Annotated in this window: 8 protein-coding genes; 1 reads left to right on the top strand and 7 read right to left on the bottom strand. The window is 50.5% G+C overall.

Annotated features, from left to right (window positions below; genetic code table 11):
- Positions 1-28 precede the first annotated feature (28 nt).
- From putA to ACTHTS_RS03300, 4 genes are all read right to left on the bottom strand, one after another.
- Positions 29-3,634, bottom strand: a complete 3,606-nt coding sequence (gene putA, locus ACTHTS_RS03285; RefSeq protein WP_440369204.1) for a bifunctional proline dehydrogenase/L-glutamate gamma-semialdehyde dehydrogenase PutA — start codon at positions 3,632-3,634, stop codon at positions 29-31.
- 223 nt (positions 3,635-3,857) lie between these two features.
- A complete protein-coding gene (putP, locus tag ACTHTS_RS03290; protein ID WP_440369205.1) occupies positions 3,858-5,384 on the bottom strand; it encodes a sodium/proline symporter PutP in 1,527 nt (508 codons plus the stop codon).
- Positions 5,385-5,836: 452 nt separating this feature from the next.
- Positions 5,837-6,631 carry a formate/nitrite transporter family protein gene (locus ACTHTS_RS03295; protein WP_440369206.1) on the bottom strand — a complete coding sequence of 265 codons (795 nt, stop codon included), beginning with the start codon at positions 6,629-6,631 and terminating at the stop codon, positions 5,837-5,839.
- 252 nt (positions 6,632-6,883) lie between these two features.
- Entirely contained in the window at positions 6,884-9,097 is a 2,214-nt protein-coding gene (locus ACTHTS_RS03300) for a RelA/SpoT family protein (protein ID WP_440369207.1), read from the bottom strand.
- 88 nt (positions 9,098-9,185) lie between these two features.
- Here ACTHTS_RS03300 and grxB point away from each other — a divergent pair, with 88 nt between their 5' ends.
- Positions 9,186-9,896: a glutaredoxin 2 gene (gene grxB / locus ACTHTS_RS03305; protein WP_440369208.1), complete on the top strand. Its 711-nt coding sequence runs from the start codon at positions 9,186-9,188 to the stop codon at positions 9,894-9,896.
- 56 nt (positions 9,897-9,952) lie between these two features.
- Here the strand turns inward: grxB and ACTHTS_RS03310 are convergent, their stop codons facing one another.
- The 3 genes from ACTHTS_RS03310 to ACTHTS_RS03320 are packed head-to-tail and all read right to left on the bottom strand — an operon-like array spanning position 9,953 to position 13,439.
- Positions 9,953-10,471, bottom strand: coding sequence for a PqiC family protein (locus tag ACTHTS_RS03310; protein ID WP_440369209.1), 519 nt, complete (start codon positions 10,469-10,471; stop codon positions 9,953-9,955).
- Complete coding sequence (gene pqiB, locus ACTHTS_RS03315; protein ID WP_440369210.1) at positions 10,471-12,132, bottom strand: intermembrane transport protein PqiB; 1,662 nt, start codon at positions 12,130-12,132, stop codon at positions 10,471-10,473. Before pqiB ends, ACTHTS_RS03310 begins: the two co-directional genes overlap by 1 nt.
- Entirely contained in the window at positions 12,129-13,439 is a 1,311-nt protein-coding gene (locus ACTHTS_RS03320; RefSeq protein WP_440369211.1) for a PqiA/YebS family transporter subunit, read from the bottom strand. Before ACTHTS_RS03320 ends, pqiB begins: the two co-directional genes overlap by 4 nt.
- Between the last annotated feature and the right edge of the window lie 411 nt (positions 13,440-13,850).

The raw sequence follows: 13,850 nt of genomic DNA on the forward strand, positions 1-13,850 counted from the left end.
TTTCAGACGGCCTTTGATTTGGCTACGATTAGTCGGCAACTGCCATCAGGCTGGCATTACCACCGGCAGCGGTAGTATTGATACTGCAAGAGATTTCTTCAAATACTTGCAGAATGTCCAGACCTTGTTCGGAAGGCAGGATGCGGATGAGCGCACCGTCGCGGCCGGCCAACTCTTGTTTGCGCTCGCTGCTCAAAGGCTCGATAGCGGCAACATGGCTGATGCCTGCGTTTTCAGGTTTGCTGTTGACTTGCAACAAACCGTCCAAATCGGCTGAGTAGGAAGCCAACGGGCTGTTAGGCTCAACAACTGTTTGGATGCCTGCGGCTGCCAGCTCGGTCAGGGCAGAGAAGGCTTGCAGCAGATTGCCGCCATGTACCCAAACACGTTCTGGAGAGCGCCAGCTCAATGAGTTGCGTTCGCCGGTCGGGCCGACCAATACGGTTTCGGCTTTGCGCAGGGTACGGACGCGTGCGTGACCCAAAGCTGCGGCTGCGGCTTTTTTCTCTTCTGCGTTAAACGGCAGTTTGTGAACCAGGGTTTCCAAACGTTTGAGTGCGTCTTCGTCTGCTTGGCCGATGCGGCTGAGGGTTGGGGCAACCCATTCAGGAGTACGAACCAGGCGTTGCAGATAGAATGAACCGCCTGCTTTTGGACCGGTACCTGACAAGCCATGACCGCCGAAAGGTTGTACGCCGACAACGGCACCGACGATGTTGCGGTTAACGTAGATGTTACCGGCTTCGATGCGGTCGCGGATATGGTCGACAGTGCCTTCGATACGGCTGTGTACACCGCTGGTCAGAGCATAGCCTTTGGCGTTGATTTGGTCGATGAGTTGATCCAATTCGCTGGCGCGGTAGCGGACAACGTGCAGTACAGGACCGAACACTTCGCGTTGCAACTCGTTCAGGTTGTTCAATTCAAACAGGATTGGACGAACGAAGGTAGAGTTGTTGTCATCAACGTCGGCGGCAGTTTTGATTTCGTGGTAAGCCTTTGCTACGCCTTTCATTTTGTTGATGTGGGCCAACAGGTTTTGTTGGGCTTCAGCATCGATGACAGGGCCGATGTCTGTGGTCAGTTGGATCGGTTTGCCGACAACCAGCTCGTCCATTGCGCCTTTGATGATGTTGACCATTTTATCGGCAACATCTTCTTGAACACACAAGATACGCAGGGCGGAACAACGTTGGCCCGCGCTGTCGAAGGCAGAATTCAATACGTCGAGGCAGACTTGTTCCGGCAGGGCGGTAGAGTCCACAATCATCGCGTTTTGACCGCCGGTCTCGGCAATCAGGACAGGGCTGTCGTCGCGTTTGGACAGGGCTTTGTTGATCAGGCGCGCTACTTCGGTAGAACCGGTAAAGATCACGCCGCCGATGCGGGCGTCGCCGGTCAGGGCAGAGCCGACATCGCCTGCGCCGAGTACGAGTTGCAGTGCAGAAGTCGGAATACCGGCTTGATGCATCAGGGAAACTGCGTAAGTAGCAATCAGGCTGGTTTGTTCGGCAGGTTTGGCGATAACGGTGTTACCGGCAGCCAGGGCAGAAACGACTTCGCCGGTAAAGATGGCCAATGGGAAGTTCCATGGGCTGATGGCAACGATTGCGCCGACAGCTTTGGCATCTTTAGGCAGGGTGTTTTCAGCTTCGTTGGCATAGTAGCGGCAGAAGTCAACGGCTTCTCGTACTTCGGCAACGGCGTTGTTCAGGGTTTTACCGGCTTCGCGGACGGCCAGCATCATCAATGCAGGCGTGTGTTGTTCCAACAAATCGGCAAAACGGCGCAGGCAGTCGGCGCGTTCTGAAGCAGGTTTGGCGCTCCACTCCGGCAGGGCAGCAACGGCTGCACCAATAGCTTCTTGAGCCAATGCCGCATCGGCAAAGCTGACAGTGCCGACAACATCGTTGTGGTCTGCAGGATTGCGGACAGGTTGAGCTTCGCCTACATTACGCGCTTCGCCATTGACGATAGACGCGGCGTGGAAGTCTTCGGAAGAAGCTTGGTTGAGTTTTTCTTGCAGATTTTGCAATACGTTTTCGTTGCTGAAATCGACGCCTTGGGAGTTCAGACGGCCTTTGCCATACAAATCGCGCGGCAGAGGCAATGCCGGATGCAGGTGGATGCCTTGTTCGGCGATGGTGTCGAACGGGCTCTTAATCAGGCGGTCGATGCTGATGTTTTCGTCAACGATTTGGTTCACGAAAGAAGAGTTCGCACCGTTTTCCAACAGGCGGCGTACCAAGTAGGCAAGCAGGGTTTCGTGTGTGCCGACCGGGGCATACACGCGTACGCGGCGGCCTAAGTTTTGCGGACCGACCACTTGGTCGTACAGGGTCTCGCCCATGCCGTGCAGACATTGGTGTTCAAAGTCTTTGCCTTTACCCATTTGGTAGATTGCGCCCAAAGTGTAGGCGTTGTGGGTGGCAAATTGTGGGAACACGGCATCTTGCGCATCCAAGAGTTTGCGTGCGCAGGCGAGGTAGGAGATGTCGGTGTGGACTTTACGGGTGTAAGTTGGATAGCCTTCCATGCCGTCTACTTGAGCCCATTTCACTTCGCTGTCCCAGTATGCGCCTTTAACCAAACGGATCATCAGTTTTTGGTTGTTGCGGCGAGCCAGATCAATCAGATAGTCGATAACGAACGGGCAACGTTTTTGGTAGGCCTGAACAACGAAACCGATACCTTTGTAGCCGGCCAAGTCAGGATCGGAAACCAAAGCTTCCATCAAGTCCAAAGACAATTCGAGACGGTTGGCTTCTTCGGCATCGATGTTGATACCGATATCGTATTTTTTACCCAAAAGGAACAATTCTTTCAGGCGTGGCAACAATTCGCTCATCACGCGTTCGTGTTGGGCGCGTGAATAGCGTGGGTGGATGGCGGAAAGTTTAACGGAGATACCGTTGCCTTCGTAAACGCCTTGGCCTGCGGCATCTTTACCGATGGCGTGAATGGCTTGAACGTAGTCGTTGTAGTAGCGGTTGGCATCTTCTTCGGTGTATGCGGCTTCACCCAACATATCAAAAGAGAAGCGGTAACCCATTTTCTCGCGCTCTTTACCGTTTTGCAGCGCTTCTTCAATGGTTTGGCCGGTGACGAACTGTTTGCCCAGCAGGCGCATGGCGTAGTTCACACCTTGACGGATCAGAGGGGCGCCGCCTTTGCTGATCAGACGGCTCAATGCGGAACTCATCTGTTTGTCGTTTGTCGCGGTCAGTTTGCCGGTAATCAGCAGACCCCATGCGGCCGCGTTAACGAAGAGGGAAGGGCTGTTGTTCAAGTGGCTTTTCCAGTTGCCTTCAGAGATTTTGTCGGCAATCAGGCGGTCACGGGTGGCATTGTCCGGAATGCGCAGCAGGGCTTCAGCCAGACACATCAGTGCAACACCTTCTTCACTGGAGAGAGAGAATTCGTGCATCAAGGCATCTACGCCGCTTGCTTTGGTACGGCTGGCACGGACTTGAGTAACCAAACGACGGGCAAGCTCGGAAGCGGCATTGCGTTCTTCGTCGGTCATCTGTGCACGTTGCAACATATCCTGAACGGCCTCGATTTCATCGCGGCGGTAGGCATCAGTTACAGCTTGACGCAGAGGAGTTTGTGTTGGAAAAGCGAAGTTAAACATTATTTATGTTCTCCAAAGGTTTTTTCATGGTTTCAGACGGCCTGAATTAAGACTGCCAAAACAAGCATTCTGAAGGATAGTAATATCGTAATAAAATTATGATGCGGATACAAGATGCATCCGCATAAATTGCTGTTTTTTCTGATAAGGCTCAGATTATTTTGAAACAGTTTATGTCGTAAAGACGGCCTGCACGGAATCATGCAGGCCGTCTGAAAACGTCTTATTTAGAGGCGCGGTATTCTACGTCTGCTTTTTCGAAACGTTCTTGCAATTCGCGTGAAGGTTTTTTGTCAATCAGAGAGACCAAAACAATCACGAGGGTACAAGCGATGAAGCCAGGAACGATTTCATAGACGGTAGAGAAGCCTGTTTCTTGTGCAGCCAGAGCAGGTTTTTTAATCCACTCAGCCCAAACAACCACAGTCAGCGCACCAGCAATCATGCCGGAGAGTGCGCCGTAGGCAGTAATGCGTTTCCACAGAACAGACAGGATAACAACCGGACCGAACGCGGCACCAAAGCCAGCCCATGCATAAGCTACCAAGCCCAATACTTTGCTTTCAGGGTCAGAAGCAATCAGGATGGAAATCACGGCAATCGCCAATACCATCAGACGGCCAATCCATACCAATTCAGCTTGTTGGGCGTTTTTACGCAGGAAGCCTTTGTAGAAGTCTTCGGTAATCGCGCTGGAGCAAACCAATAATTGGCAAGACAGGGTAGACATTACGGCGGCGAGAATCGCGCTCAAGATGATACCGGCAATCCAAGGGTTGAAGAGCAGGGTAGCCAAAGCGATGAAGATACGTTCGTGGTTGCCGTTCATTTCTTCAACGTGGGCTGGGTTGGCACCGAAGTAAGCGATACCGAAGTAGCCGACAGCCACGGCACCGGCCATACACAGAATCATCCAAGTCATACCGATACGGCGTGCAGAAACCAAAGATTTAGCGCTTTCAGCAGCCATGAAACGGGCCAAGATGTGCGGTTGGCCGAAATAGCCCAAGCCCCAAGCGGCGGTAGAGATAATGCCGATGAAAGTAGTACCGGCAAACAGGCTGCCGTATTCTTTACCGGTAGAAGCGGCAACTTGTTGGATGGCCGCGTTCATTTGATCTGCGCCACCCAAACCCAAGTACACCATTACAGGAGTCAGTACCAATGCAAAAATCATCAAAGAAGCTTGCAGCGTATCGGTCCAGCTTACGGCCAAGAAACCGCCCAAGAAAGTGTAGGCGATGGTCGCGCCGGCACCCAGCCACATGGCTTGAGTGTAAGACATACCGTGGAACAGGCTTTGGAACAGGGTAGCACCGGCTACGATGCCTGAAGCACAGTAAATAGTGAAGAAGAACAAGATAATCAGTGCAGAAACCACTTTCATCAAGTGACCGCCAGCACCGAAGCGGTGGAAGAAGTAATCAGGAAGCGTCAGCGCGTTGTTGGCGTATTCGGTATGTACGCGCAGACGGCCTGCAACCAAAAGCCAGTTGAGGTATGCACCCACAATCAGACCAATGGCGATCCAAGCTTCATTCAAACCGCTCAGGTAAATGGCACCAGGCAAGCCCATCAAAAGCCAACCTGACATATCGGAAGCACCGGCAGACATCGCGGTCACGAACGGACCTAAGCTGCGGCCGCCGAGAATGTAGTCGTCGAAGTTTCGTGTTGAAAAATAGGCGGCGAGGCCGATCAGTAATACGGCGACCAAATAGATCGCGAAAGTGATATACATGGGATTCATGTACTTATTCCTCATCTAACTTTTAAAACGGGTTTGAAATTGCAAGCAATTCATACCCAAACTTTTTTCTAATAAAAATACAGCTTAAAAATCCTGTTTTTTGCGAGAGAGACAGGATAAATTATTTTCAAATACAATAAAATACGAAATTTTAATGCATTAAATTGTAAATAATTTAAACCAGCATACCGCAAAAAGTCGCTTTTGCAAAGCGAAGAACTCAGCCTTTATTCGAAATTGATACCGTCTTTTGGCTAAGTCATTTAAAAACATAAAAATATATAAATTTTTACTGATGATGACGAAGGAAAGTGTGTGAAACTATCTTTCCTGATGTTTTTTGGGGATTAAAGAGAAAAAGTAATTAAACGACTTGGACTTTCAGACGGCCTTGTGCAGAAACCCCGTATCTGTGTCGGGCAGATACGGGGTTTTTAGAAAAAAAGACTACATTAAATAGAAAAATCGTCTTTTAGTAAGTGTTTGTAAGCAAAGAGATAAGAGGCTGCGACAAAGGATGACCCGCCCAGGACGTTGCCTAAGAAAACGGGAATCATATTGTAGAAAAATTGACCCCAGCTGACGTTTGCGCCCGCCCAAATGCCGGCCGGAATGATGAACATATTGGCAACAAAATGTTGAAAGCCGATTAATACGAAGATCATAACCGGGAACCACATGGCTAAGATTCGTCCTGAAGTATGGCGTGCGCCGAAGTAAAACCAGATGCCCATACACACCATCCAGTTACATGCGATGGCAGAAACGAATGCGCGGCCGAAGTCCATATTGATTTTAGCTTCGGCAATGGCAATGGTTTTCGCTGTGGCTGGCCCTTCGGCAAGGCCGACGTAGTGGCCGAGAAAATAGGCCATGGCAACGGCGCCTGCCAGATTGCCCAAGCTGACAATGAGCCAGTTGCGTACCAGTTTGTAGGTGCTGACGCGGCCGGTCAATCTGCCCAAAGCCATAATCATCATATTGCCTGTTGCCAGCTCACCGCCGCCGATTAAGATACAAATCAGCGCAATCGGGAATACGGACGCGCCCAAAAGGGCGGCTAGGCCGTTCCATTCAGCCGGAATGCCGCTGATGACGCGCAGGCAGGCAAGATAGCCGAAGCCGACATAGCCGCCGCCTAAAAAACTCAAAATCACCAACATTTTGATGCTGAACTCGGACTTGGCGCAGCTCTTGCCGATGGCTTCCTGCAAAATCTCGTGAGGGTACAAATCTCGTGTATCCATGAGGCTCCCTTAAATTGGAAATATCTTGTTTATCATGAGGATAATAAGTTTGCCTGAGAATGATGCCGGTAGGAAATAACGACTGGTTGTAAGAATAGAAGAGGGGGTTATATATTGAGGTGACTAAGGCTGCGGCCGACTTTTTTAAGAAAGATAACTTGCGGCGTTGAGATATTGGCGTTTTAAAAACTGAAAAGGCCGTCTGAAAAAGTTGCTTTCAGACGGCCTTTGGATTTGCTTGGATAATGAGGGCTACAAGCGCGTGACGCTTAAAACGCCTTTGATGTCGCCCAAGCTGGCTAATACGCGTGGCAGGTCGTTGACTTGGCGGACTTCAAGGGTAAAGCGCATGCTGGCTTCCAAATCGCGCGATTGGGTTTGCACCGCGGTAACGTTGAGTTTATGACGCGCCAGCGCATCCGAAACGTCGCGCAGCAAACCGGAGCGGTCTTGGGCGCGGATTTCAACATCGACGGCAAATACTTGTCCTTCTTGCAAAGCTGCCCAGCTTGCGTTCAACACTTTTTCCGGAGCCTGCTCGGCGAGGTGGCGGAAAGAAGGGCAGGTGCAGCGGTGGACGGAAATGCCTCGGTCGCGGGTAACAAAGCCCACAATATCGTCAGGCGGCGCGGGTTTGCAGCATTTGGCAAGCGTGGTCATCAGGCCGTCTTCGCCGTCAATCAAAATGCCGTTTTTGCCGCCTTTTTTGATTTTGGACTGCTTGACGATATTGGTTTCATCAATCGGTACAGGAGGCGGTTCATTCAGCGCGCCGCAGGCTTTGTGGATGGCGCGGTTGGAAACTTCGCCCTGACCGATGGCCGTATAGAGTTCGTCGGTTTTTTTGAAGCCGAGTTTTTCCGCCAACGCTTGCAGATTGGGTTTTGGGAAGATTTTTGACAACTGCTTGTCCAACTGGGTGCGGCCTTCTTCGCGCACGGTATCTGCATTTTGCTGGCGGATATAGGCACGGATTTTGCTGATGGCGCGGTTGGATTTGACCCAGCCTTCGTAGAGCCAGTTGACGGAAGGATTTCCCTCTTTGGCGGTAATGATTTCAACGCGTTGTCCGTTTTCCAACGGCGTTGACAGCGGTACGATTTGTCCTTCGACTTTTGCGCCGCGACAACGATCGCCCACGCTGCTGTGCAGGGCATAGGCAAAGTCGATGGGAGTAGCGCCCGTAGGCAGGGAGAGGACTTTGCCGTGCGGAGTCAAAACGTAAATCGTATCGTTGAACAGCTCGGTTTTAAAGGCTGCGGCAAGGTCTTCTTTGCCGCTTTCGGCCATGTTTTCGCGCCAGTCCAAGAGTTGGCGCAACCAGGCGATTTTCTGTTCGTAGGCGGAATCGCCCTTGCCGCCTTCTTTATAACGCCAGTGGGCGGCGACACCGAATTCGTTGAATTGGTGCATGTCGAAGGTGCGGATTTGGACTTCCACACCTTTGTCTTCCGGGCCGACGATAACGGTGTGCAAACTTTTATAGCCGTTGCCTTTCGGGTTGGCGATATAGTCGTCGAACTCGCCCGGAATCGGCTGCCAGAGGCTGTGGACAATACCCAAGGTGGTGTAACACTCGGGAATGGTGTCCACCAAAATACGTACGGCGCGGATGTCGAACAAGCCGTCGAAAGTGAGCTTTTTCTTCACCATTTTTTTGTAAATGGAGTAGATGTGCTTCGGTCTTCCGGCAACTTCAAAATGAATATTGTATTTTTTCAGTTCCGTACGCAGGATATTGAGGAAGTTTTCGATGTATTCGAGGCGCTCGGTGCGTTTTTCGTCCAAAAGCAGGGCGATTTCGCGGTATTTTTCCGGCTCTTGATGACGGAAGCCCAAATCTTCGAGCTGCCATTTGAGTTGCCACACGCCCAAGCGGTTGGCGAGCGGGGCAAAAATGTCGAGGGTTTCTTTGGCAACGGCGCGTTTTTCAGGATTGTCGGGAACGTTGCTTAAGAATTGCAGGGTGCGCGTACGCATGGCCAGTTTGATCAGGACGACGCGGATGTCGGTAACCATCGCCAACAGCATTTTACGCATGGTTTCGGCCTGTTGGCTGCGTTCTTCCGGCGTGGCAAGGCTGTCCACGCGGGCGAATTGGGTCAGTTTCTGCACTTCGTCCACACCTTTGACCAGTTCGCAAACGGTGCTGTTGCAGCGTTCGGTAACCAATTCGTGCCAAGTGGGAACGTATTTGCCGATGTCGGACAAAATCGTAGCGGCCACGGCATCGGGCAATAAGTCGAGTTCGCTGACGATTTGCATCGAGCCGAGGAAATGTTCCAGCAATGGCTCGCCGTAAGTCGTTAGGGCATCGGCGGGGTAATGTTCTTTAGACAGGTCAAAGGCCGTCTGAATCAGGTTTTTATCGGAATCGGGCAGCGCGGCAACATAGCCGTCGAACCAAGCGAGGAGGCCTTCCAGCGTTGCACTCGATGTTTGGGGCGTTTGGCGAATAATGGTCATGGCGTGCGTTTTTTTCTTTTTGATAAAAACGTTGCCATTGTAACAGTTTATTGCTGACAGCCCTAGATTTGTATGCGAATGCTGCACTATGTTTCAGGACACCTTGTTTCAGACGGCCTTGGGTGTTATGGTTAACCACTTTGAAATTTTAAGGAGTATTTCGATGAAACTGTATATTTACGAGCATTGCCCGTTTTGCGTTCGTGCAAGGATGATTTTCGGCTTGCGCGATGTGGCGGTGGAAGAGGTTGTCTTGGCAAACGATGACGAAGCTACGCCGATTGGCATGATTGGCTCAAAACAAGTGCCGATTTTGCAAAAAGAAGACGGTTCGTTTATGGGTGAAAGTTTGGATATTGTCCGTTACATCGATCAAGGCCGTCTGAAAGAAGAAGTTCGTCCCGAGGTGCAGGCGTGGTTGGACAAAGTAGGCGAATACAATAACAAATTGGTACAGCCGCGCATGGTCAAAATCGGCTTGCCCGAATTTGAGACCGATGAAGCGAAAAAATACTTTATCGACAAAAAAGAGAAAAGTATCGGCAATTTCGAGACTAATCTGAACAAAACGGCGCAATATCTGGAGCGTCTGCATCAAGATTTGGCTGAGCTGGAAGCGCTGGTATGCGAAGGCGAGGGCTTGGGCGGTGAAATCAGTTTGGAAGATATCCTGACGTTCCCTATTTTGCGCAACCTGACCGTTGTGCGCGGTATTCAATGGCCGCAAAAATTGATGGATTATTTGTTGGCGATGAGTGAGCGTTCCGGCGTGGCTTTGTATTTTGACCGCGCGTTGTAATGAATGTTTGAAACATGAAAAAGGCCGTCCGAAAGTTTTTCAGACGGCCTTTTGGTCTAATAGGCAATCGTATCGGCAACCTGTGACAAACCGTTTTCCAACGATTCGAGCATGGCGGTATAGCCGTCGCCTTGTTGCGGCGTAACGGCGTTAAACGGTTTGCTGCGTCCGTCCGGCCATTGTGCATAACCGCTGATGGTGGTCTGCCCCTGATAGCTGCCTTGGAAGGCTTCGATATAGACTTTCAGGGTTTGGCTGCTTTGGCTGCGTGAAGCAGGCACAAAGGTGCGATGCGGATTGAGGCGGTTGAGCTTGTTGCTGAGGTTTGCTGCCAACGCGCCATCGAGCGGTGCCGCCCAAAGGTGATTTTTCGCCAGATTTACATGATAGGCATCGGTTTGGTAAACGAGGCCGCCGTTGGCAAGCGGATCGGCAAGGTTGACTTTGACCGCGATTTCGTTGCCATGGGCAGCAGGTCGGATGTACTGGCTGTCGGGCAGGACGAAATATTGTGTGCTTTGCGCAGTGCCGCAGGCGGCAAGCGTCAGGGCGGCGGCAATCGGGAAGAGGCGCATTATCGGCTTCCTTTCGGGATAGGGTCTTTGCTGCTGCTGTTAAAAATCAGCGCGTTGGGTTTTTCTTTCAAAGTATTAATCACGGGTTGAACGTCTTTTAAGGTTTTGTCCAAACTTTGCAGCGTATTTTGTACGTCGCCGTAGATAGGTGATTGCGGCGATACGCCTTGCAGGGTTTGACGCAACTCTTTCAGGGTTTGGTTCAACTCGTTCGGAATGTTTTGTGTCTGCGGTTTGCCGACCAGTTTGTCGATAGAGCGTAGGGCTGCATTGGCAGATTTGAGTGTGGACTTGAGCTCGGCAAGCGAACCGTTCAAGCCGGCAACGGTTTTATCCAATGGCAGATTGTTGAACTTGTCTAACAAGTCGGCCACTTTTGCCTGCAAATCGTCCAAACCGCCGCCTTGGGTCGCGATAACGGTATCGCCTGCATAAACGGTATGCGGTCGCAGCTTAGGCGAGGCGGAAGGCTGATCGTTCAACTCAATCATTTTGCTTCCGGTCAACAGGTTGTTGCTGGAGATGGTGGCGGTCAGGCCTTTGTTTAAGGCCGTCTGAAATTGTTGTTTCCAATGCTCTTTGCTTTGCTCGTCGGCATTGATTTCCAAGCGGGAAGGCTCGATGCGGATACGTACGGGAATCCAACCGTTTTCAAACAAGTGCAGGCTGTCGTTGCGGTCGAAATAAGGGACATCGGAAACCACGCCGACATTCAGGCCTTTGTATTCAACAGGCGAACCGGCAGTCAGGCCGCGTACGGATTGTTTGAAAAACGCAGTGTAATACAGCGAGCGGTCGTCAGGCAGGTTGGCGACTTCGCTCCGACTGTCGTAAAGCGTGAAGCTGTCTTCGCTTTTGACGTTTTTGCTGTCGCTTGTTTTGGGCGAGTCAAAGGAAATTGCGCCGGACAGCAGGGCAGGCAGAGGGGCGGAATTGAGTTTGACACCGCTGCCTGTGGTTTCGATATTAATGCCGCTTTCCAGCCAAAAACGGCTGGCGGAATTAATCAGTTTGTCGTTGGGGCTTTGGATGAAGATGGTGTAATGCACACTTTGGTCGGACGGGTCGAAATGCGCGCTTTCTACTTGACCGACCATAAAGTTTTCATACAAAACAGGGCTGCTGGCATTGAGGATACGGTCGTTTTTGCCGACTAAATTCAGGCGCAGGCCACTTTTACCGATGGCGGCAATCGGCGGAATGTCTTGGACGACAAATACATCTTTGACTTCTTGGCTTTTTCCAGGAGTGAATGAAATGTATGAGCCGGAAAGCAAGGTTCCCAAGCCGGTAACGCCGCTTTGGTCGATACGCGGTTTGACCACCCAAAATTGGGTATCGCTGCGGATAAGGTCTTTGGCATCGGCGCTGAGTTGGGCAGTAACTTCCACGCCTTTTTGGTCGTCGCGCAATTTGATGCGGGTAACGTGTCCGACATCGACGTTCAATACCTTAATAATGGTGTTGTTGACCTCGATGCCTTCCGCGCTGTCCATCAACAGCGTAACGACAGGGCCACGGTTGCGGATGTCTTTAACCAAAAGCCAGCCGCCGGCAATCAGCGCAATCAGCGGAATCAGCCACACGATAGATGTGAAGACATTGGTTTTCTTGACACGCGCCGAGGCGTGATAATTGGGTGAAGAATCGTGTTTTTTCATTGTTTTAAGGTCTGGTCAGAATCAAGGCCGTCTGAAAGCTGCTGTTGCTTGTCCCAAATCAGACGGGGATCGAAATAATAGGCCGAAAGCATGGTCAAAATAACGACCAGGCAGAAGTATATCGCTGCACCACCCGGCACGACGCGCGCCATATTGGTGTGGAACGAACTCATCAAAATAATAATCACAAAAATATCAATCATCGACCAGCGGCCGATGGATTCGGTAATCCGATACAAAACCGACATTTTGTCCGCACTCATCACGGGTTTGAAGTATGCGGAATAAATCAAAACCGCCATCGCAATAATCTTCAAAACCGGCACCATAATACTGGCACTAAAGATAATCACGGCAATCAAGCGGTCGCCGTCGTTCCACATATAAACAATGCCGTTGAAAATCGTGTTGATCTCCAAAGCTGTTGGATTTGACGAAATCATAATCGGCAGGATGTTGGCAGGGAAATACAGGATAAACGCCGCCATTAAAAACGCCAGCGAAATGCTCAGGCTTTTCGGGCGGCGGCGGTATAAGTCTGCGCCACATACGCCGCAAGGCTGCTCGTCTTTATTGCGGAAATACAGGCAGCGGCTGCAACAGATTTTGTCTTCAGCGGCCGTCTGAACCGCATGGCCGCCGGTTAAACGGTGAATCTTATAATAAACCCAATGTTGCGGAATCGATACCGAAGTCCGAATCAGCATGACCGACAACGGAAACATCAGATAAAACGCCGAACCAAACTCTACTGTAGCAACGGACGAGAGTTTGATATACGCCACCAAAGTGGAAATAAAAAACACATCCACCATAATCCAATGGCGCAGCCGCACCAATACGCGCGTTGCAAAGCGCAGCGCAGGGTAGGCCTTTTCGCGTATCAAAGCCGTATAAACATAAAGGCAGAGCAGTAAAAACAGTAAAGGCGCGCCGAAGGTGAGGATAAACATCACTTCCGCCAGAAAACCGTAATCCAGCGAAATTAAAAGGCGCATCATTTGCGGCAGCGACAAAATCGATGTCACGCCGAATAAATCCACACGGATATACACCATATTGTACGCGAACGCCATCAGAATCAAGGTTGTCAGCGCATAGGCAATCGGCGCGATATACGGATTGTTTTCCACTTCCACAATTTCATGGTTGCACACCGGACAATGCGCTTCCTGTCCCTGACGCAGGCGCGGAATATCCATACGGCAGCCGCAATCCGGGCATTCCACCGTATGTGCAGGCAGCGTCGCATCAGGAAGATAAGACTTGTAGCGCCACCAGCGATGGTAGGCAGGAATCCGTTTCATGGTTCGGCAGGGGATAAAGAAGGTGCAAAGAGTGTCGCATTATAAAGGAAAACAGAAGGATAGCCCAAATTTAGGTTGATATTTGATTGAATGGCGGCTGCTTAATAAGGTTTGGGCCGTCTGAAAAGTTTGAAAAGACTTCAGAAGGTTATTGCTATGGACCGTTAAATTTTATTAATAGGTCTTAGTTTGGTTTATTGTCATTAGGATAAAAATAAGATATATTCTCAATATTTAAAAACACGATAATCCTTGTAGATTTGTGGAAGGTACACGGTCAACGAACCTGAAGTAGGCTAAAAATTATCTTCTTTGTTTTTAAAACGATTCTTTTCAAATTAGACGGATTTTTAACCATAAAGGCCGTCTTAAACCATCTGAAACTATTAGTCTCTTAATTCAAAGGAAACA

Origin of the sequence: Neisseria sp. P0019.S003 (assembly GCF_051957115.1) — a bacterium.
Classification (GTDB): Bacteria; Pseudomonadota; Gammaproteobacteria; order Burkholderiales; family Neisseriaceae; genus Neisseria; species Neisseria flavescens_D.

Coding starts and splice junctions, on each gene's coding strand:
- ACTHTS_RS03320 (WP_440369211.1), bottom strand. CDS start 13,439: ATGAAACGGATTCCTGCCTACCATCGCTGGTGGCGCTACAAGTCTTAT.
- ACTHTS_RS03300 (WP_440369207.1), bottom strand. CDS start 9,097: ATGACCATTATTCGCCAAACGCCCCAAACATCGAGTGCAACGCTGGAA.
- ACTHTS_RS03310 (WP_440369209.1), bottom strand. CDS start 10,471: ATGCGCCTCTTCCCGATTGCCGCCGCCCTGACGCTTGCCGCCTGCGGC.
- pqiB (WP_440369210.1), bottom strand. CDS start 12,132: ATGAAAAAACACGATTCTTCACCCAATTATCACGCCTCGGCGCGTGTC.
- ACTHTS_RS03295 (WP_440369206.1), bottom strand. CDS start 6,631: ATGGATACACGAGATTTGTACCCTCACGAGATTTTGCAGGAAGCCATC.
- putA (WP_440369204.1), bottom strand. CDS start 3,634: ATGTTTAACTTCGCTTTTCCAACACAAACTCCTCTGCGTCAAGCTGTA.
- grxB (WP_440369208.1), top strand. CDS start 9,186: ATGTTTCAGGACACCTTGTTTCAGACGGCCTTGGGTGTTATGGTTAAC.
- putP (WP_440369205.1), bottom strand. CDS start 5,384: ATGAATCCCATGTATATCACTTTCGCGATCTATTTGGTCGCCGTATTA.